Origin of the sequence: Haloarchaeobius marinus, assembly GCF_051207415.1 — an archaeon.
Lineage (GTDB): Archaea > Halobacteriota > Halobacteria > Halobacteriales > Natrialbaceae > Haloarchaeobius.
The window spans coordinates 249854-269156 of the sequence record NZ_JBPKGD010000002.1 but is presented as its reverse complement, the minus strand read 5'-3'; the positions used below and the strand labels follow the sequence as shown (position 1 = coordinate 269156).

The 19303-nt window shown below is 69.3% G+C and carries 22 protein-coding genes; 13 read left to right on the top strand and 9 right to left on the bottom strand.

Annotated features, from left to right (window positions below; genetic code table 11):
- Positions 1 to 12: 12 nt before the first annotated feature.
- On the bottom strand, positions 13 to 696 hold the full coding sequence (locus tag ACSC1W_RS07450) for an SDR family oxidoreductase (protein ID WP_435346302.1): 684 nt from the start codon (positions 694 to 696) through the stop codon (positions 13 to 15).
- An 89-nt stretch (positions 697 to 785) separates the two neighbouring features.
- Here ACSC1W_RS07450 and crtID point away from each other — a divergent pair, with 89 nt between their 5' ends.
- From crtID to cruF, 3 genes are read left to right on the top strand one after another with little or no spacing between them, the layout of a single operon-like run.
- Positions 786 to 2270, top strand: a complete 1485-nt coding sequence (crtID, locus tag ACSC1W_RS07445; RefSeq protein WP_435346301.1) for a bifunctional phytoene desaturase/3,4-desaturase — start codon at positions 786 to 788, stop codon at positions 2268 to 2270.
- A gap of 1 nt (position 2271) precedes the next feature.
- Positions 2272 to 3150, top strand: a complete 879-nt coding sequence (locus ACSC1W_RS07440; protein WP_435346300.1) for a prenyltransferase — start codon at positions 2272 to 2274, stop codon at positions 3148 to 3150.
- Positions 3143 to 4015: a bisanhydrobacterioruberin hydratase gene (gene cruF / locus ACSC1W_RS07435; RefSeq protein ID WP_435346299.1), complete on the top strand. Its 873-nt coding sequence runs from the start codon at positions 3143 to 3145 to the stop codon at positions 4013 to 4015. Before ACSC1W_RS07440 ends, cruF begins: the two co-directional genes overlap by 8 nt.
- 8 nt (positions 4016 to 4023) lie before the next feature.
- Here cruF and ACSC1W_RS07430 read toward each other — a convergent pair whose 3' ends face one another.
- Positions 4024 to 4680 carry a DUF6517 family protein gene (locus ACSC1W_RS07430; protein ID WP_435346298.1) on the bottom strand — a complete coding sequence of 219 codons (657 nt, stop codon included), beginning with the start codon at positions 4678 to 4680 and terminating at the stop codon, positions 4024 to 4026.
- A 306-nt stretch (positions 4681 to 4986) separates the two neighbouring features.
- Here ACSC1W_RS07430 and ACSC1W_RS07425 point away from each other — a divergent pair, with 306 nt between their 5' ends.
- Positions 4987 to 5904 (top strand): ArsR/SmtB family transcription factor, encoded by a 918-nt coding sequence (locus ACSC1W_RS07425; RefSeq protein ID WP_435346297.1) that lies wholly within the window; start codon positions 4987 to 4989, stop codon positions 5902 to 5904.
- 129 nt (positions 5905 to 6033) lie between these two features.
- On the top strand, positions 6034 to 7416 hold the full coding sequence (gene dnaG / locus ACSC1W_RS07420) for a DNA primase DnaG (RefSeq protein ID WP_435346296.1): 1383 nt from the start codon (positions 6034 to 6036) through the stop codon (positions 7414 to 7416).
- Here dnaG and ACSC1W_RS07415 read toward each other — a convergent pair.
- On the bottom strand, positions 7413 to 7856 hold the full coding sequence (locus ACSC1W_RS07415) for a GNAT family N-acetyltransferase (RefSeq protein WP_435346295.1): 444 nt from the start codon (positions 7854 to 7856) through the stop codon (positions 7413 to 7415). The two genes, dnaG and ACSC1W_RS07415, sit on opposite strands and share 4 nt — an antisense overlap.
- Positions 7853 to 9232 (bottom strand): DUF92 domain-containing protein, encoded by a 1380-nt coding sequence (locus ACSC1W_RS07410; protein ID WP_435346294.1) that lies wholly within the window; start codon positions 9230 to 9232, stop codon positions 7853 to 7855. Before ACSC1W_RS07410 ends, ACSC1W_RS07415 begins: the two co-directional genes overlap by 4 nt.
- Before the next feature lie 182 nt (positions 9233 to 9414).
- Between ACSC1W_RS07410 and ACSC1W_RS07405 the strand changes: the two genes are divergently transcribed.
- On the top strand, positions 9415 to 10023 hold the full coding sequence (locus ACSC1W_RS07405) for an undecaprenyl diphosphate synthase family protein (RefSeq protein ID WP_435346293.1): 609 nt from the start codon (positions 9415 to 9417) through the stop codon (positions 10021 to 10023).
- A gap of 61 nt (positions 10024 to 10084) precedes the next feature.
- Here ACSC1W_RS07405 and uppS read toward each other — a convergent pair whose 3' ends face one another.
- Positions 10085 to 11008 (bottom strand): polyprenyl diphosphate synthase, encoded by a 924-nt coding sequence (uppS, locus tag ACSC1W_RS07400; protein ID WP_435346292.1) that lies wholly within the window; start codon positions 11006 to 11008, stop codon positions 10085 to 10087.
- A gap of 183 nt (positions 11009 to 11191) precedes the next feature.
- Here uppS and ACSC1W_RS07395 point away from each other — a divergent pair, with 183 nt between their 5' ends.
- The 5 genes from ACSC1W_RS07395 to hemA all read left to right on the top strand — a co-directional run bounded on the left by ACSC1W_RS07395 (position 11192) and on the right by hemA (position 15267).
- A complete protein-coding gene (locus ACSC1W_RS07395) occupies positions 11192 to 11386 on the top strand; it encodes a cold-shock protein (protein WP_435346291.1) in 195 nt (64 codons plus the stop codon).
- A gap of 122 nt (positions 11387 to 11508) precedes the next feature.
- Positions 11509 to 11913 (top strand): DUF5778 family protein, encoded by a 405-nt coding sequence (locus tag ACSC1W_RS07390; RefSeq protein WP_435346290.1) that lies wholly within the window; start codon positions 11509 to 11511, stop codon positions 11911 to 11913.
- Between the two features lie 120 nt (positions 11914 to 12033).
- Positions 12034 to 13164 carry a siroheme decarboxylase subunit beta gene (gene ahbB, locus ACSC1W_RS07385; protein ID WP_435346289.1) on the top strand — a complete coding sequence of 377 codons (1131 nt, stop codon included), beginning with the start codon at positions 12034 to 12036 and terminating at the stop codon, positions 13162 to 13164.
- 139 nt (positions 13165 to 13303) lie between these two features.
- On the top strand, positions 13304 to 13951 hold the full coding sequence (locus ACSC1W_RS07380; RefSeq protein WP_435346288.1) for a precorrin-2 dehydrogenase/sirohydrochlorin ferrochelatase family protein: 648 nt from the start codon (positions 13304 to 13306) through the stop codon (positions 13949 to 13951).
- Positions 13948 to 15267: a glutamyl-tRNA reductase gene (hemA, locus tag ACSC1W_RS07375; protein ID WP_435346287.1), complete on the top strand. Its 1320-nt coding sequence runs from the start codon at positions 13948 to 13950 to the stop codon at positions 15265 to 15267. The genes ACSC1W_RS07380 and hemA overlap by 4 nt, the downstream gene beginning before the upstream one ends.
- 27 nt (positions 15268 to 15294) lie before the next feature.
- Here the strand turns inward: hemA and ACSC1W_RS07370 are convergent, their stop codons facing one another.
- Entirely contained in the window at positions 15295 to 16008 is a 714-nt protein-coding gene (locus ACSC1W_RS07370; protein WP_435346286.1) for a hypothetical protein, read from the bottom strand.
- Positions 16009 to 16279: 271 nt separating this feature from the next.
- On the opposite strand from ACSC1W_RS07370, the gene ACSC1W_RS07365 reads away from it, so the two are divergent.
- Positions 16280 to 16561, top strand: a complete 282-nt coding sequence (locus ACSC1W_RS07365; protein ID WP_435346285.1) for a 4a-hydroxytetrahydrobiopterin dehydratase — start codon at positions 16280 to 16282, stop codon at positions 16559 to 16561.
- Between the two features lie 52 nt (positions 16562 to 16613).
- Here the strand turns inward: ACSC1W_RS07365 and ACSC1W_RS07360 are convergent, their stop codons facing one another.
- Complete coding sequence (locus ACSC1W_RS07360) at positions 16614 to 17237, bottom strand: universal stress protein (protein ID WP_435346284.1); 624 nt, start codon at positions 17235 to 17237, stop codon at positions 16614 to 16616.
- An 86-nt stretch (positions 17238 to 17323) separates the two neighbouring features.
- On the bottom strand, positions 17324 to 18334 hold the full coding sequence (locus tag ACSC1W_RS07355) for a M48 family metalloprotease (RefSeq protein ID WP_435346283.1): 1011 nt from the start codon (positions 18332 to 18334) through the stop codon (positions 17324 to 17326).
- Positions 18335 to 18444: 110 nt separating this feature from the next.
- Between ACSC1W_RS07355 and ACSC1W_RS07350 the strand changes: the two genes are divergently transcribed.
- On the top strand, positions 18445 to 19119 hold the full coding sequence (locus tag ACSC1W_RS07350) for an HAD family hydrolase (protein ID WP_435346282.1): 675 nt from the start codon (positions 18445 to 18447) through the stop codon (positions 19117 to 19119).
- Positions 19120 to 19123: 4 nt separating this feature from the next.
- Here ACSC1W_RS07350 and ACSC1W_RS07345 read toward each other — a convergent pair whose 3' ends face one another.
- A complete protein-coding gene (locus tag ACSC1W_RS07345; protein WP_435346281.1) occupies positions 19124 to 19255 on the bottom strand; it encodes a hypothetical protein in 132 nt (43 codons plus the stop codon).
- Between the last annotated feature and the right edge of the window lie 48 nt (positions 19256 to 19303).

The following is a 19303-nucleotide window of genomic DNA, read 5'->3' as shown; positions in this document are numbered from 1 at the left end:
GACCGTGGCCGGTCACCGCGTCGCCGACCGCCACTCCCGCAACCCGACGACGGACCCGTCTACGTCCTCGGCGGGGCAGTCGGTCGCGGCCCAGACGAACAGGCCGGCGACCTCGGCCGGGTCCCTCCCGCCGTGGCCAGAGAGGGTGGTGCCGACCTGGCCGGGGTCGACGCAGCCGACGGTGTACGCCGTGTCGGCCGAGAAGGCCCGGGCGACCGCCTCCGCGGCGGCCTTGGAGACGGCGTAGGACCCGATGCCCGGTCGCGCCTCACGGGCGACGGACCCGGTCGGGACGAGCAGTCTCGCGCCGTCGTTGAGGTGCGGGACGGCCTCACGGAACGTGGCGAAGACGCCCCGGGCGTTCGTCCGGAGGTGGTCGTCGAACGCCGAGTACGGTTCGCCCTGTACGGGCGTCTCGCCCGGGTCGCCGTGGTAGACGCCCGCGTTGGCGACGACCAGGTCGATGCCCCCGCCGACCTTCGAGGCCGTCTCGACGAGGCGTTCCACGTCGAACTCGTCGCGCACGTCCGCCCGGACCGGCGTGACCGAATCGCCGGCGTCCTCGACGAGTTCGGCCAGGTCGTCCGCGTCGCGGGCGCACGCGACGACGTGCGCTCCCGCCTCGGCCAGTGCCCGGGCGACCGCTGCTCCGATTCCTCGACTCGCGCCGGTGACGACTGCAGTCTGTCCGTCCATGGTGGGACTTCTATCTCCAACCGCAGGAAAGCATCGCTCCAAACCAGGTGTGCAGCGTCTTTATACACGTCACGTCACAACCAACTACCATGCATTCCCTCTCTGGAGCGTCTGTCGTCGTCGTCGGGAGCGGGTTCGGCGGTCTCTCGACGGCCTGCTACCTCGCCGACGCCGGGGCGGACGTGACAGTACTCGAGAAGAACGAGCAACTCGGCGGCCGGGCGTCGGTGCTGGAGCGAGACGGCTTCCGGTTCGACATGGGCCCGTCGTGGTACCTGATGCCCGACGTGTTCGAGCGGTTCTTCGGCCACTTCGACCGCGAACCGACGGACTACTACGGACTGGAACACCTCGACCCCCACTACCGCATCTTCTTCAAGGACGGCGACCAGGTAGACGTCACCGCCGACGTCGACCGGACGAAGCAGGTGTTCGAGTCCTACGAGTCGGGCGCCGGCGAGGCGCTCGAACGCTACCTCGAGAAGTCCCGGGAGAACTACGAGGTGGGCATGGAGCACTTCGTCTACGAGGACCGGTCCTCCCTCAGGGACTTCATCGACCTCGACGTGGCCCGACAGGCCCGTGGCCTCTCGCTGCTCGGGTCGATGCAGGACCACGTCGAGGACTACTTCGACCACCCGAAACTCCAGCAGGTCGTGCAGTACACGCTGGTGTTCCTCGGCGGGTCGCCGAAGAACACGCCGGCGCTCTACAACCTGATGAGCCACGTCGACTTCAACCTCGGCGTCTGGTACCCGGAGGACGGGATGGGCGGCGTCGTCGACGGCATCGCCGAACTGGGCGAGGAACTCGGGGTCGAGTTCGTCGTCGACGAACCGGTCACCGAGATCAAGGGTCGACGAGGTGGCTTCCTCGTCGAGACCGAGCACGGCAACCACACCGCCGACCTCGTCGTCAGCGACGCGGACTACGCCCACACCGAGCAGGACCTCCTCCCCCCGGAGAAGCGCCAGTACAGCGCCGACTACTGGGAGTCCCGGACCTACGCGCCGTCGGCGTTCCTCATGTACATGGGCGTCGAGGGCGACGTGCCGGAACTCGAACACCACACGCTGGTCCTGCCGACCGACTGGGAGCAACACTTCGACCAGATATTCGAGGACCCGGCGTGGCCGAAGAACCCGGCGTACTACCTCTGCGTCCCGTCCAAGACCGACGACAGCGTGGCCCCGGAGGGGTACAGCAACCTGTTCGCCCTCGTCCCCATCGCACCCGGCCTGGACGACGACGAGGAGACCCGCCAGTGGTACCGGGACCTCGTCCTCGCAGACGTCGCCGAGTTCACCGGCGCCGACCTGCGCGACCGCCTGGTCGTCGAGGAGACGTTCTCCGTCTCCGAGTTCGCGGACCGGTACAACTCGATGCGGGGCACCGCCCTGGGCATGGCGCACACGCTGCGCCAGACCGCGCTGTTCCGCCCGCCGCACCGTTCCAGGGTCGTCGACGGCCTCTACTTCACCGGATCGTACACCACGCCGGGCATCGGCGTCCCGATGTGCCTCATCAGCGGTGACATCACCGCCGACGCCGTGCTGGAGGACCACGGCGCGTGAGATGACGGACGTCGTCGCCGGTCTCGCGCGGGTCGTCCCCTCCGAGGAGCGCCTGTCGGGGTACCTGCTCCGCCTCTCCAGGCCCCGGTTCTGGTTCTACCTCGCGGGTCCGGTCGTCGTCGGGGCGACCTACGCGGCGAGCAGTCCCGCCGAGGTGGTCACGCCGCTGACGGTCGCGCTGTTCGCGTACTTCCTCGTCCCGGCGAACGTGTTCCTCTACGGCGTCAACGACGCGTTCGACCGCGACGTCGACGAACTGAACCCGAAGAAGGAGGACCGGGAGGTCCGGTTCCGGGGCGAGACGGCCGTCAGCGCCGTCGTCGTCGCCGCCGGCCTGCTCGCGCTCCCGTTCCTGTTCGTCCTCCCGCCGGCCGGGGCCGGCGCGTTCGCGCTCTTTCTCGTCCTCGCCGTCGAGTACAGCGCCCCGCCGTTCCGGTTCAAGACCACGCCGCTGTTCGACTCGCTGTCGAACGGCCTGTACGCGCTCCCGGGCGTCGTCGCGTTCGTCGCCGTCGCCGGGTCGCTCCCGCCCGTCGCGGCCATCGCCGGGGCGTGGCTCTGGACCATGGCGATGCACACGTTCTCGGCGATTCCCGACATCGGCCCCGACAGGGAGGCCGGCATCCGGACGACTGCGACGGCCCTCGGCGAGACCCGAACCTACGTCTACTGCGGACTGGTCTGGCTGGCGGCGGCCGCCTCGTTCGCGCTCGTCGATTACCGTCTCGGCCTCCTGCTCTCCGTCTACCCGGTCTTCGTCGCCGGGGTCGCGGTGTCCGACGTGGCCGTCGATCGTGCCTACTGGTGGTTCCCGGCACTCAACACCGTCGTCGGGGCGGCCATGACGATGGGCAAACTGTGGGTGATGCTGTATGGCTGACCGGACGTGGGACCTGGACCGGCGCGCCTTCGAGGCCCGGTTCGACGAACTGGTCCACGAACACCGGTTCACCATCGCGGTCGTCTTCCCGGTCGTCGGGGCGGTTTCGCTCGTCGCCAGCGCCGAGGGGCTCCTGCCCGAACCACTGGCGTACAACGCGCTGTTCATCATGTTCGGCGTCGTCGTCATGCGACTCCCGCTGGTCGCCGGCCTCCTCCCGCTGGTCGGCCGGCGCGCCGCGGCCAGTCTCGGGGTGCTGACGCTCTACGCCTACGGCATCGAACTGCTCGGCGTCAGGACCGGGTGGCCCTACGGCGAGTTCCACTACGAGATATCCCTCGGGCCGATGCTGTACGGCGAGGTACCCGTCGGGTTACCCGTGTTCTTCTTCCCGCTCGTCCTGAACGCCTACCTGCTCACGCTCCTGTTGCTCGGGACCCGTGCGCGTTCACGGGCCGTCCGCCTCCCGGCGACCATCGCGGCCGTCGTCGCCATCGACCTCGTGCTCGACCCCGGGGCTGTCGCGGTGAACTTCTGGGAGTTCGCCGCACACCCCGACGGCGTCGGTGGGTACTACGGCGTCCCGGCGTCGAACTACCTGGGGTGGATGCTCTCGGCGACGGTTGCCGTCGCCCTGTTCGACGTGGCGTTCGCGCGGGAGGCGCTGCTCGACCGCCTGGACTCCTGTGCCTTCATGCTGGACGACCTCGTGAGCTTCGTCGTCCTCTGGGGGAGCATCAACGTCGTCTACGGGAACTGGATTCCGGCGCTCCTGGCGGTCGGGTTCGGCGTCGGCCTGCTCTCGACCGAGCGCTTCGACTTCGCGGTCGGCGACAGCACGCTCGTGCAGGTCGTGCGACGCTGACGACGGCCTCACTCCACCTGCCGGATGGCCTCGAAGACGTGCTCCTGGTCCCGGTCCGGGTCGGGGGAGACCTGCACGTCGACGGCCAGTCGTGCCCCCGGGGCCTGGCGTTCGATGGCGTCGGCGACCTCCTCCAGCGGGTACATCCCGCCGGCCATCGCGTACGCGCCCTCGGTCGGCCAGATGCAGGCCCAGAGCGTCGATGGCAGGGTGAACTGACCCTCGACCACGTCCTGCTCGATGACGTCGTTCGAGAGGGGGTAGGCCACGTCGTAGCAGAACGCTCTGGCGGGCCGCCCGTTCCCCCGGTCGAAGTCTCGCTCCTCGACCGTCTCCACCTTGGTCAGGCCGTCGGCCTCGATGCTCTCTTTGAACTCGCGCTCGGCGTACGTGGTGGCGATGCCGAAGACCGACGTCGGGTCGAGTCCGAGTTCGGCCAGAGACGGCGAGAACACGAGGTCGGTCGTGAAGAAGGCCCGGCCCGCGAGTTCGACGGCCGGGTCCACGATGGCGTCGTACGCCGCGACGCTCTCGGCGTGCTCGTAGATGGCGTTGTACGCCTTTATCGAGAAGAAGGGGAGTTCGAGCGCTATCTCCGTCTCGGTCGACGCCAGTTCCCAGCCGAACGTTTCGAGCAACGCCTCCGGCACGCGCGGGGCGGTCATCGTCACGCAGTACGTCGCCGGGGAACTTCGGCGTGCCGGTCGGGGGCGAAGAAAGTTCGAGTTACCGAAGTTTTCCGGCGGTGAGACGGCTCTTTCACCGTCTGGTAACAGCGTGTAATCGTCGTTTCACCGGTGCCGTCCGAAGCACAATCCTCGTTTCACCTTCGATTGCGCGACGGGTCCCGGCGAGCGAACTGGTTCTGGTGCTGGAACGAAACCAAACGACTGCGCCGGGGTAGTGAAGGTTAAAGCTCGTTTTCAGCTTGCAAAACTGGTTTACCCGTCACCGTGGTAGAGGGGAGTGAGATGTCGCGGCTCCTCCCGTTCCGGTCGGACGAGACGACCCCGGCCCCCGAGCAACCGCCGCGGGTGGTCGACCTCGAAGGTGACGACGCCGACAAGGTGTTCGGCGCGCTCTCCTCCGACACCGCACGCAAGATATACACCTGTCTCCACGACGAGCCGCGGACCCCGAGCGACGTCGCCGAGGAAATCGACTCCTCCATCCAGAACGTCCGCTACCACCTCGAGAAGCTGGAGGACGCCGGCCTCATCGACGTGGTCGACGTCTGGTACTCCTCACGTGGCAACGAGATGAACGTCTACGCGCCGCAGTCGGGACCGCTCATCGTCTCGGGCGACGAGCAACGGTCCACACGGCTGCGGTCGGCGCTCAGCCGGTTCGTCGGCGGCGTCGGCGTCCTCGCGGCTGCGAGCCTGTTCGTCCAGTACGGTCTCCCGAGACTGCTCGGCGCTACGTCGTGGACCTCGTCCTCCGCCGATGGTGCCGGTGGGAACGACGGCGGCGACGTCGACGTCACGGGCGAGATTGCGAGTAACGACACCACGACCGGAGGTGCGGAGGGGACCGCGACGACCACCGACGACGTCGGCCTCGCGGTGAACGAGGCGACCCAGACCGAGGCCGCGATGGATACCCAGACCGCCCAGCCGACCGGAGAACCGACCGCACATGCGACGACTGCCAGCGACGCCGGCGTGTACACGGCCGAGACGGGCAACGCCACCGCCGTCGACGGCGGCCAGCAGTTCGCCGACCCGACCACCACCGACGGTGCGGCGACCCAGACGGTCGACACCGCCGCACAGGGGGCAGACGCGCTCGTGTCGTCGGTCCCTCCCGGGATGCTCTTCTTCGCCGGGGGCCTGCTCGTTCTCACGCTGGTCCTCGGCTACTGGTACTGGTCCGGCGACGACTGGTGAACCCTCGATACTTTCCGACTTTTTCGTCGATAACAACAAGTATCAGCGCGGAGCCCCTAGGTACTCCACAGTCCATGAGCCAGTTCATGGAATCATCATCATCCGCCCCGCACCCGGGGCAGTTCACCAATGGACGATACATCCAAGTACCTGATTCACGCGACGGTCACGGCGGACGGGGTGGTCGAACGGAGTGACGTCGTCGGGGCCATCTTCGGCCAGACCGAGGGCCTCCTCGGCGACCAGCTCGACCTCCGTGACCTCCAGCAGTCGTCGAAAGTCGGGCGTATCGACGTCGAGATAGACAGCGACGCAGGTCGGTCGCACGGGAGTGTCACGATCGCGACCAGCCTCGACAAGGTAGCGACGGCCACGCTAGCGGCGGCACTGGAGTCGATAACCCGCGTCGGCCCGTGTGCGGCCACCCTCGAGGTCGACGACATCGAGGACGTGCGCGCGGCCAAGCGTCGCCGCGTCGTCGAGCGGGCCAAGGAGTTGCTCGCCACGTCGTTCGACGACTCCATCATGTCCTCCGAGGAGATACTCCGCGAGGTGCGCCAGCACGTCCGCGTCGAGGACATCACCGAGTACGAGGGGCTGCCCGCTGGTCCCCGCGTCGAGGAGAGCGACGCCGTCGTCGTCGTCGAGGGGCGGGCGGACGTGCTCCAGTTGCTGAAGTACGGCATCAAGAACGCCATCGCCGTCGAGGGGACGAACGTCCCGGAGGCGGTGGCGGACCTCACGCAGGACAAGACCGTCACGGCGTTCCTGGACGGCGACAGGGGCGGCGACCTTATCCTGAAGGAACTGTCGCAGGTCGGCGAGGTGGACTACGTGGCGTTCGCACCGGAGGGGAAGTCCGTCGAGGACCTCCTCCACCACGAGGTGTTCGAGGCGCTCCGCGAGAAGGTCCCGTACTCGGTCGTCGCCGAGTCGAACGCCCCACGCGAGACGGTCGGTCCCCACAACGACGCGTCGGTACCGGCCGAGAGCGACGGTGGCACGGCGGCCGGGCCTGATGCCGGCGGGACCGCGCCGACAGCCTCGACCGAGAGCTCAGAGACGCCCTCGCCGGAGTCGGTCGACGAGGAGACCGACGGCCCGCAGGTCGCGGCGACGGTGCCGGACGACGTCGAGGTGAAGGCGGTCGACGCCGTCACCTCTGCGGACGAGTCGGGCGGGGAGACCGAGACGGACGAGCGACCGCCCGTCGAGACGCTCCGGGGCCACGTCGAAGCCGTCGTCGGCGAGGGGACCGGTGAGGTCCGACTGCTCGACGCCGAGTTCGGCGTCGTCGCCGACGGGCCGGCGACGGACGCGTTCGACCTGGTCCGCGACGCCGACGAACCGCCACACGCCGTCGTCCTCGACGGCGAACTCTCACAGCGCGTCCTCGACGTGGCGGCCCAGCGCGGCGTCGACCAGGTGGTCGCCGCATCGCTCGGCGAGTTCGTCAAGCGACCGACCAGCACCCGGATCCGGACGGCTGACCGACTCCTCGGCGACGCCTAGAGCGTGCGACTGTACCGGTAGGCGTCGCCGTCCTCGTAGTGACCCTGCAGGAGCGCCACCCGCTCGAACCCGGCGTCCTCGTACAGCGCCTGTGCCGACTCGTTCTCGGTCGCGACGGTCAGCGTCACGACCCGACACCCCGCTCCCCGGAGGACCGAGAGCAACGTCTCGAGCAGTCGTCGTCCCCGGCCCGCGCGTCGGTACGCCGGCGCGACGACGAGTTCGGTCAGGTGAGCGGTCTCGCCAGTGACGGCGTGGACGTAGCCGACGGCGACTCCCCGGTCGGTCGTGACCAGCGTCTCCCCGGGCGGGAGGTCGTCGAAGAGGCCAGAAACCGGTTCGTCGAGGCGACTCTGGAGCGCACGGAGTACCGGGAGGTCGACCGGCGTCGCCCGCCGGACGTCGTCCTCGCCGACGACGGGCCGGTCGGCTGGCGTCACGCGACGGCCACGCCGCCGGCGACGACGGCGACGAGTACCGCGACGACGGCACCCGCCAGCGTCGCGAAGAAGTTCACGCCCTGGTTCCCGATGAGGTCGTCCTCGACCGTCGCGCCGAGGAGGCTGTCGACGGTCATCCCGGCCACGCCGGCGACCAGCACGACGCCCGCGCCGAGCGTCCCGACGGTCGCGCTGGGGTCGACGGCCGGGAACACGACGAGGACGATGCCGGCGACGAGCCCGGCACCGACGAACCCGGCGAGTTCGCCCTGCCAGGTGACCGCGCCGTCGGTCCCGGGTTCGACCCGTTCGAGCGTCGTGACGAGTCGCGGCGAGTCGAACACCGCACCGATCTCGCTCGCCAGCGTGTCGCTCAGCGCTGTCGCGATGGACCCGGCGAACGCGAACAGGAACAGCGTCCCGTCGACGGCGAGGAAGCCGGGCGGCGAACTCGCCGCCGCGAACCCGAGGACGGCGACGGTGGCGACGGCGGCGTTCCCGAGGACGTTCCCCGTCCCGCGGGCGCCGTCGTTGCCCTCGGCGACCCCGCGTTCGGCCTTGGTGTCGTACCGGTACTTGGTCGAGAGTGCGCCGATGCTGAAGAACGAGATGAGGACGGCGAACCAGCCGACGCCGCCGAGGACGATGGTGAGGATGGAGAGGAGGATGCCGGTGAGCATCCCCTCGACAGACGCCGTCCGGAGCGCGAACGAGAGGTAGCCGAGCGCGAGTGCGACGCCGATGGCGGCGGCGACGTCCCCACGGTGGACCGCAGGGGCGAGTGCCGAGAGCAACCAGAGGACGAGTCCGACGGTGAAGAGGACGACGGGGTCGTCCCGTTCGAACAGCGCAGCACGGAGGAGCGCGCCGATGAGCGCACCCGTGATCGCCAGGAACGCTATCTTCGGGAGGGTCCCGGCGAGGGGCTGGTCGAGCAGGAGTGAGGCGGCGACCTGCCCGACGACGGCGGCGGTGAACCCGCCGACGACGAACCCGGCGCTGGCGGCGAACGGGTCTGCACGCCGGAGTTTGACCAGTTCCGACGAGAGGTTCCCGTAGACGAGCAACAGCACCGTCCCGACGTAGACGCCGACCGGGAGGGTCGGAACGCGGCCGGTCCCGGCGAGGTCCGAGACGGTCAGCAGTCCGAGTCCGATGGCGGCGAGGGCGAAGCCGATGAGTCCGTAGAGCCGGCGCTCCTCCCGGTCGCCCGGACGGGCGAACAGTTCGAACACCGGGCCGTCGGTCACGGCGGCCGCACCGACCAGCACCGCCGCTGCGACGGTCCCGGCGGCCTGCGGCCCGAACGCTGGGAGCAACAGGACCAGCGTTCCGACGACGGCGAAGGCTCCTGCCCTTCGGACTGGGGTAGTCACGCGGCCCCTTCTTTTCCCGGGGGTTACTTACCGTTTCCGAACCCCACGCCATCGAACCTGGCGACGCCGTACCACCGACGCGTGACGTGTCGACCGGGCGACGGCACGTCGCTGGCGTCGTGGCCCAGTGACCATCACGACGAGTCGACAGATTCAGGCACCGCGCACGGTAACCACGTCGCGTGGGACTGTACGACCGCTACCTCGCGTTCCGCGTCAGGCGCGACGACGCCGACACGCCCGACCACGTCGCGCTCGTCATCACCGAGCGCGACCTGCTGGAACAGGGCGCCTACGAGACGCTCTCCCGGTTCTTCGAACTGGCGTTCGAGGTGGGCGCGTCTCGCGTCACCGTCTACGTGAGCGTCCTCGACGAGGCGGCCGCCCCGACGCTCGCCCGGCAGTTCGACGACCTGAACGCGCCGATGCCCGTCGCCGTCCGCGGCCCGGACGACGCCGAACGTGCCGACGCACCGATCCAGGTGAGCATCGGCCTCGGCGGCAAGCACGAGTTCACCGCGGCGGTTCGCGGCGTCGCCGAGGAGGTGGCTGCCGGCGACCTCTCGCCCGAGGCAGTCGACGAGGGCGAGATAGAGCGTCGACTCGTCTTCCCCGCCGAACCGGACCTCGTCATCAAGACCGGTGCCGAACGCCTCTCGGACTTCATGATCTGGCAGTCGGTGTACTCGGAACTGTACTTCACCGACGTCAACTGGCGCGACTTCCGCGACCGGGACTTCCTGCGCGCCATCCGCGAGTTCCAGAACCGCCAGCGACGGTTCGGTCGCTGAGCGAGTCGCCGACTCCTCTGCTCGGTCGCAACGGTTCGACGACGCGGGTGGCGTCTCGGTCTCAGTCGGCGGGAGACGGGTCCTCCGTCACGCGGGAGGCCTCGTCGCGTTCGTCGCCCGAGAGGGAGCCACGGAACTGTCTGACGACGGCCGTCGCCTCGGCGAGTTCCGTCGTCCCGAAGGCCTTCACGAGCGCGAGCGCTCGCCTGGCCCGGGTGCGCCGCCACGACTGCTCGCGGTTCTCGTACGTCCTGATGGCCCGCAGGAAGTCCACCTTCGAGAACTCGGGCCAGTACGGCGCACAGAAGAACACGGCGGCCTCGTTCCCGTTGGCGTGCCACGGCAGGAAGTTCGACGTGCGCTCGTCGCCGCCGGTGCGGATGATGAGGTCGACGTCCCGGACCTGCTGTCCGTACAGTTCGCGTTCGATGGTCGGGACGTCGACGTCAGCGGGGTCGACGTCGCCGTCGGCGACGGACTGGGCCACGTCGCGGGCCGCGGTCAGCAGTTCGTTCCGTCCGCCGTAGGCCAGTGCGACGTTGAGGACGAACTGGTCGTACTCGCTGGTCCGCTTCTCGGCCTTCTCGACCGCCTCCCGGACGCGTTCGGGGAGCATCTCGGCGTCGCCGATGACCCGGATGGCGACCTCGTTCTCGTGGATCTGTTCGTGGTCGGAGAAGTCCCGCAGTTTCTGTGCCATCAGGTCGAACAGGGGTTCGAGTTCCTCCTCGGGGCGCTCGAAGTTCTCCGTCGAGAAGGCGTACAGGGTCAGTTCCTCGACGCCGAGTTCCTGGCACCACTCGAGCACCTGTTCGGTCGTCCGGGCGCCGGCCCTGTGACCGTCCGGTGCGGCGTCGCCCTGCTTCCGGGCGTAGCGGCGGTTCCCGTCCTGGATGACCGCGACGTGCGTCGGCGACCCCGATATCTCGCGGGTCAACAGTCGCTCGTAGGTCGCACGCCACTGGTCTCTCACCCACGAACGCATTTGTCGTTCATTCGAAAGACCGGTTAATGGGTCTTTTGTTGTTTCGCGTCGAGTCGAGTCGGGTCGACCCGGGACCGGGCCGAGAGCACCGGGTTCCAGGGGACTGTGGCGACCCGCTACCAGTCGTCTTTTGGTAAGTTGCCACGTATCTTTTTATCCCATGGCATCGTGTTAGCACGTGTAATGGCTAGAGGCACTGTGGATTTCTTCAAGGAATCCGGCGGCTACGGTTTCATCGAGACCGAGGACTCGGACGAGGACGTGTTCTTCCACATGGAAGACGTGGGCGGTGACGACCTCGAAGAGGGACAGGAGGTGGAGTTCGACATCGTCGACACCGAGGACGGTCCCCGGGCGCAGAACCTCAAGCGTCTCTGAACCGGTATCGAGCGGGCTGGGCGGTGACGCGGCGTCGCATCCGAGGAGCATCACGTATCGGCCCGCCCAGCGGCGCGGCCGTATCGTGAGCGCTTTGAGTCGGCGCGCCCTCGACCCGACCGATGACCGACGCCATCGACGACGACCTCGTTCGGCGGACGAAAGCCCTGCTCGAACCGGGCGACATCGAACTCGACGGAATCGTCGTCCACACGGAGTACGGCGGACGCGAGGACGTACAGATGATGCAGGCGACGCTCGATGCGGGCGACGTCGTCGCCGAACACGCCGGGCACGACCCGGCGGACGTGTACGTCTACTCGGGGAACGACGACCCGGACTTCTCCTCGAACCAGCACCAGGGCCTGACCATCGACGGCGAGGAGTTCGTCTGGGAGTGCCAGCAACTCCTCCGCAACGGGTCGTTCGACGTCGTCATGTACTACGAGGCCACCGCCGACCACGAGGCCATCGTCGAAGACGTCGAGGCTCTCGGGTACGACGTGACCGGCGTTCGCGGTTCGTAACGGGCTCGTACCGTCGAGCGCGCGGCCGGCCGGCGTCCGGACGGGTGAACGGCGGTGACTCGACGGGACCCCACCGACGAGAACGCGTCGTTTTTACACCCGCACTCCCCAGTCGGGGGTATGGGAAGGGCCGTCGAGTACGAACTGGACCGAACCGACCGGGCCATCGTCAACGCGTTCCAGGGTGGATTCCCGGTCGTGCGACGACCGTTCGACCCCGCCGCCGCCGCGCTCCGCGACCGCGGCATCGCGGTGAGCGAGGACGAACTCGTCGAGCGAGTCCGGACGCTGGACGACGAGGGCGTCCTCAGCCGCTTCGGTGCGCTCGTCAACGCACAGGAGATCGGGGGCACCGCGACGCTCGTCGCGATGCACGCGCCCGAGGACCGGTACGACGACGTCGCAGAGCAGGTCAACGCCCACCGCGAGGTGGCGCACAACTACGAGCGCGAGCATCCGTACCTGAACATGTGGTTCGTGCTCTCGGTCGCCGACGGCGACGGCGAGACCGCCGAGGAACGCGTCGAGTCCGTCCTCGCTGACATCGAGGCCGAGACGGGGCAGCAGACGTACAACCTGCCGAAACAGCAGGAGTTCCGCGTCGAGGCCAAGTTCTACCTCGACGGTCCCATCGCCGACGGCGAGGTCGACCTGACGGGACTCGGCCCGAGCGTCGAACCGTCGAACCGGACGACGCTCACGCCACGGGAGCGCGACCTCGTCCTCGAGATACAGGACGGGTTCCCGGTGACTGCGACGCCGTACCTGGACGTCGCCGACGCCATCGGTGCGGACGTGGACTGGGTCGTCGAGACCGTCCGCCGGTTCGAACGCGAGGGGAAGATCCGCCGCGTCGGCGTCATCCCCAACCACTACGCGCTGGGGTACACCGAGAACGGGATGACCGTCTGGAACGTGCCCGACGACGTGGTGGACGACGTCGGACCGGCGGTCGCCGGACTGGACTTCGTGACCCACTGCTACGAGCGCCCCCGCCACGACGGCGTCTGGCCGTACAACTTCTTCGCGATGACCCACGGGCGCTCCGAGGCAGAGAGCAGGCAGCGCATCGACCAGGTCCGCGAGACGATGGCCGAGTACTGGGACGTCGAGGACGACGACTGGGACACGCTGTTCTCCTCGCGCATCCTGAAGAAGACCGGCATCAGGCTGGCCGAACGCGCCGCCGCGAACACCGCCGAGGAGACGGGTGCGACCGACGACGCGGGGGCCGAGACGGAGGCGAAGTGACGCGGCTGGAACCCTCCGGACCGACTGGGGACCCGGCGCCGCGTTCTCGCGTCCTGGGAGCGGGCGGAGCGCTTTTTTCCGTCGACTCCCTGGATTCGGCAGGGAACGCGGCACGGCCGAACCGCAGGAGACGACACACGTGATACCGCTACTCCACGACTTCGACGGCGAGACGGTCCTCGTCCTCGGCGGTGGCACCGTCGGTGCGCGCAAGGCGCGACGGTTCGCCCGAGAGGCGCGGGTCGTCGTCGTCAGTCCGTCGTTCGCGGACGCCGAATTCGGCGACGTTGAACGCGTCCGGGCGACCGTCGACCGGGACGAGGTCGAGGACTGGCTGGACCGGGTCGACCCCGCACTCGTCGTCGCCGCCACCGACGACGCCGACCTGAACGAGGCCGTCGAATCGGCCGCCAGGGCGCGGGGCGTGCTCGTCAACCGGACCGACACGCACGGGTCCCGGGACAGTGGAAGCGTGGTCGTGCCCGCGACGGTTCGCGACGACCCGGTCGTCGTGGCCGTCTCGTCCGGTGGGACGTCGCCGGCCCTGTCGAAGTACCTCCGCGAGTCCATCGAGGACGACCTCGCGGGTGCAGGTGCCATGGCCGAGTTGACCGGCTACCTCCGCGAGGAGTTGCAGGCCCGGGACGTGCCGCCGGAGACCCGACGGCGCGTCGTCCGCGACGTCGTGCGGTCGCCCGACGTTTGGACACTTTTACGTACAGGTACCACCAACCTCCGGCAGATAGCGCGCGACGTCCTTTCGGACCGCGCACTCGACGAACCATGATAGGTGCCTCCGGTGTCATCTCGGGCGTTCGCGTCTCCCACAGCGTGGCGAGTGTCGACGAGATCGCCGCTGCCAGTCGCGACACGCAGCGCGAGGTCGTCTCGCGGCTGTGTGAGCGCGACGGCGTCCACGAGGCGTTCTGTCTGCACACGTGCAACCGGGCGGAGGCGTACGTCGTCACCGACGACCCCGCGGCCGGCCGGGCCGCACTGGAGACGTACACCGAACCGGTCGAGAGCGACGACGCGGTCGTCACGATGGGTCACGAGGAGACGCTGCGACACCTGCTCCGGGTCGCCGCCGGCCTCGACTCCATCGTCCTCGGCGAGGACCAGATACTCGGCCAGATTCGCTCGGCCTACGAGGACGCCCGGAGCGCCGACGGACTCGGGACGATGCTCGACGAGGCCGTCCTGAAGGCCATCCACGTCGGCGAGCGCGTCCGCGACGAGACGGACATCAACGAGGGCGTCGTCTCGCTCGGCTCTGCGGCCGCCAGACTCGTCGCCGAGAGGCGCGACCTCGGGTCGTCGCTGGCCGTCGTCGTCGGTGCCGGCGAGATGGCGACGCTCGCCGCCCGGTCGCTCGCGGACCACGGCACCGCCGAACTCGTCGTGGCGAACCGCACGCTCCCGCACGCCGAACACCTCGCGGGCGAGGTCGACGCCGAGACGGAGGCGGTCACGCTCGCTGCGCTCCCCACCGTCCTCGAGGCGGCCGACGTCGTCGTCACCGCGACCGGGAGCGACGACCCCGTCCTCTCGGCCGGCGACCTCGACGACGGCCGGGAACGGACCGTCATCGACCTCGCCCAGCCACGGGACGTCCCGACCGAGGCGCGCAGTCTCGACTCCCTCGACGTGTACGACCTCGACGACCTCGAAGACGTCACCGAGGAGACCAGGGCACAGCGCCGGGCGGCGGCCAGCGAGGTCGAGGCGCTCGTCGAGACGGAGTTCGACCTCCTGCTCGACCAGTACAAGCGAAAGCGGGCCGACGAGGTCATCGCCGCGATGTACGAGTCCGCAGAACGGGTCAAGGCCCGCGAGTTCGCGACGGCCATGGAGAAACTCGACCTCGACGAGGACGAACGCGAGGTCGTCGAGTCGATGGCCGACGCACTCGTCGGGCAGTTGCTCGCCGCGCCGACCAAGAGCCTTCGAGACGCCGCCGCCGAGGACGACTGGTCGACCATCAACACCGCCCTCCAGTTGTTCGACCCCGAGTTCGGGCCCGTCGACCAGCAGTTCGCGGCGGACGCGTCCGACGAAGGCGAGGGGGACGTACCGGTCGGGCTACTCACCGACGACGACTGACGCCGGGCGAACCGTTTCTCGGGCGGGTCACCGGAGGTACTCGTCCACGTAGCGCGTCGTCGCCTGGAGCGTCGCCTCGCTCAGTTGCCAGGTGTGTTCCCAGTGCCGTGGCTGGAGGTCGAGGCCGTCGTGCCGGGAGAACGAGTCGTGGTCGTAGCACCCGGAGCCGTGCCACTGCGTCTCGCCGCCGAACACCGTCGTGTCGGCGTAGGACGTCGCGAGTGGCGTGACGAGGACGGTCCCGAGTTCGCGCCGGACGACGGCCCCGAGGTCGTGTTCGCAACGGCTCCCGTTGACCGCCGCGGCGACGTCGGGACGGAGGACCGTGTGGAGCCACTCGTGGACGGCGAGGTTGGCCGAGACGGCGGCGTCGTCCCACGTCTCCGTCGCGCCGAGGTTGGCGAACGCGACGGTCCCGCCGTCGGCGACGTCGCTCCGGGCCGCACCGTACCCCAGCGCCTGGTCGTAGGGTTCGCGCGGGAGGTAGAGGTGGCACGCGCCGTCGTCGTACGCGCCGTGGTCGGTGAGCCACGTCGCGAGGTCGTCGAGCAGGCGTGGCTGGTCCCCCGACGAGACGGCGTCGGCGGGCACGACGTCCCCCTCGCGAACGCTCGTCTCGACGGTCACGCCGAGTTCGCGTTCGGCGCGGGTCGCGACCTGTGCGACCCCGGCCTCGACCGCGGACAGGGCGGACCGGGTCGTCGGCGACCACCCGAAGCGCTCGTCCGGGTGAACCGCCACGGCCAGTCGTGGACCGGGCGGACGGGACGGGCGAGCGGCGGCGAGGCCACCACTGGCGAGGAGAGTTCCGCTACCTGCGAGAAACCGACGTCTGGAGGGACCTTGCACACGTTCGAGTTCCACGTCCTCCCGCGTAACCCTTTGGGACCGACCAGTTGCCGCCCAGGTGGAGACGGGAACGGTCACCGGCGGTGGGGGCGAACGCGAGGCCGCGCCCTCTCGTGGTCGCCGACCCCCAACGATTATCCCGAATGCCGCCGATGCTTCGGCCATGGCAGACCTGCTGTCCGAAGACGAAGTCGAAGAACGGCTTCCCGAGGGCTGGGAGCGCGAGGGTGACGAGATCGTCCGCACGTTCGAGTTCGACGACTACATGAAAGGCGTCAACTTCGCACAGCTGACGGGCGAGATAGCCGAGGCACAGGTCCACCACCCGGAGATGACCATCGGGTACAAGGAGGTCGAGATACGGTTCACGACCCACGACGCGGGTGGCATCACCGGGAAGGACATCGATATGGCGGAGTTGCTGAACACCGAGGCCAGAACCTGACGCGGCCCCGGCCCGTGTGCCGACCCCGACGACGACGCGGCTCGGCCGACGCTCACTCGAACGACTTCAGTCGCGCGACGTGGGCGGTCCCGGAGACGGCGTCGATGTGGACGTGTGCGACGACGTCGTCCCCCTCGACCGGGACGATCCACGAACCGCTGGTCCGGTACGGTTCCTCGGCGACGTGGACGTTCTCGTGCCCACGCTCGGCGAGTTCCTCCAGCGCGAGTCGTTCCGCCTCCTCGGCGTCCCGGATGGTCGGTTCGTCGGTCATCCGGACCGTGACGACGGGGACGGTGGCACGCCTGACGACCCGTTCGGTCACGCTCCCGACCAGGGTCCGCCCGACGCCGGTCCGGCCGTGGGTCCCCATCACGATCATGTCGACGTCGTGCTCGTCGGCGTAGTCCAGAATCTCCTCCTGTGGGACGCCGTGGCGGACCTCGGTGGTCACGTCGACGTCGTCGTCACCTGCCAGTCGCGCGACCGTCTCGACGGTACGGTTGGCCGTCTCCGTCGCGGCCTCGTCGCCCTCCTCGGTACGGTAGGCGTCCTCGGACACCACCGAGAGCACGTGAAGCGTCGCACCGTACGTGTCAGCGATGTCCAGTGCGTGCCGCAGTGCTCGTCTGGTCGCATCGCTACCGTCGGTCGGGAACAGGACGTGCTCGTACATGGATGAGGCTTCGCCTCCCGGGGCCTTATAGGACCTCCCCGGTTCCCACCCGGCGGGATGACCGCCGGCGATCTCCCGCCCCGGGGTCACGTCGTCGGCGCCCGACGCTCGGCGGTCGCCGAGGCGTCGCGGAGGTCCTCGATGCGACGCTCGGTCGCCGGGTGCGACGACGGGAGCAGGTTCTTCAACCGGACGAACCGGCGACGGACCCGCCAGCCGTAGGGTTCGCGGTCGCCGTCGGGGCCGAGCATGACCGGCGGGTCGGTGCTCTCGGGCGGCGGCGGCACGATGGAGAAGGTCTCGACGCCGTCGGCCGCCCGCAGGTCGGTGACGGGCGACCCGGCGAATCGCTCGTCGAGGGCGGTCAACGCACCGGCCAGCGCGGCGGGGTCGCCCGTGAGCGCGACGGCGGCCCGGTCGGCCGCGCGCTCGCGCTGGCGGGTGAACAGCACGAGCAGGAGGCGACCGACGGCGAGGAAGACGCCGCCGACGCCGAGACTGAACAGCAGCATCACGGCGCTCAGGGGGTGTGCACTCGCCTCCGGACTCTCACCGAGCGTCGCGGTTCCCCACCCGAAGACGTCGTCGGCGACGAACACCGGGACCGCACAGGCGCTGGTCACCGCCACGTCGCGGTTGGCGACGTGGGCGAGTTCGTGTGCGACGACGGCGCGCAACTCGTCGCCGTCGAGGGCCGCCAGCACGCCCGTCGAGACGACGAGCGTCGCCGTCGTCCGGCGGAGGCCCGACACCAGCGCGACGGGCGCGTCGGTGTCGACGACCCGGACGGCCGGCACCGGCACGTCGAGTTGCGAACTGGTCCGGGCGACCAGCGCCTCGAGGTCCGACGGCGGTTCGCGCCTGGGCGCATCGAGGCCGTCCAGTGGCGAGGACGACAGTTCGGACCAGACCGAGTACGCCGCCGGGACGAGGGTGAACGCACCCGCGAGGACCACCGCCGTGGTCGGGTCGACGCCGACGAGGAGTCCGACGCCGACGAGCGCACCGAAGATGGTGCCACAGAGGAGCAGCGTCGTGACGGCCAGTCCGACGACGGCGACGAGCATCCGGATCCGGAGGTGTAGCGCGTCCGACATGGGAGAACGTCTCCGTTCCCGGACGAAAGTAGTTTTGGAACCCGCGGGGGAGTCGCCGGTACCACACACCCGCAACACACTTGTCCGGACCCGCCCAACTCGCTAGCCCGATGCCGTCCGACTACGACTACTGGCTCCTCGACCTCGACGGGACCCTCATCGACGTCGAGTGGTCGTACACGCGCGAGGTGTTCGACCGCGTCGGCGACCGCCTCGGGCGGGAGTTCGGCGACCAGGAGGCCCACGTCCTCTGGCACGGCCTCACCGGCAAGCGCGACGACCAGTTACGGGCGTGGGGCATCGACCCCGCCGACTTCTGGCCGGCGTTCCACGCCGTCGAGGACCCCCAGAAGCGCGCCGAGGAGACCTTCCTCCACCCGGACGCAGAGTTCGTCGGCGACCTCGACGTGCCGGTCGGCCTGGTCACGCACTGCCAGCGGTTCCTCGCGGACCCCGTCATCGACAACGTGGGCATCCGCGACTGGTTCGACACCGTCGTCTGCTGTACCGACGAGACCGGGTGGAAGCCCGACCCGACTCCGGTCTACCACGCACTGCGGGACATGGGACTGGCGGGGCCGGCCGTCGCCACCGACGGCGGCGCGACCGTCGACGGACGCGGCGTCCTGGCCGGGGACGGGAGTGGCGACGTTGGCGCGGCGTGGAACGCCGGCCTCGACGCCATCCACGTCGAGCGCCACGGCCACGACCGGCGGGGGCACTGCGTGATGGGCGACTACCGCGTCGAGTCGTTCGCCGAACTGTGGGCCGACGACCGGTACTGAGTTCTCAGGCGTCCAGTCCGTCCTCCAGTTCGTCGACGTAGCGCCCGTACTCCTCGATTCCCACCTCGACGAGTACAGGTTCGGGGTCCCACCTGTACCGGTCGTCGACCTGTGACCGTGGCGGTGCGTCGCTCATCGGTTCGGCTTCGGAGACCCGTCGGAAAGTTGCTGTGTTCCGGTCAAC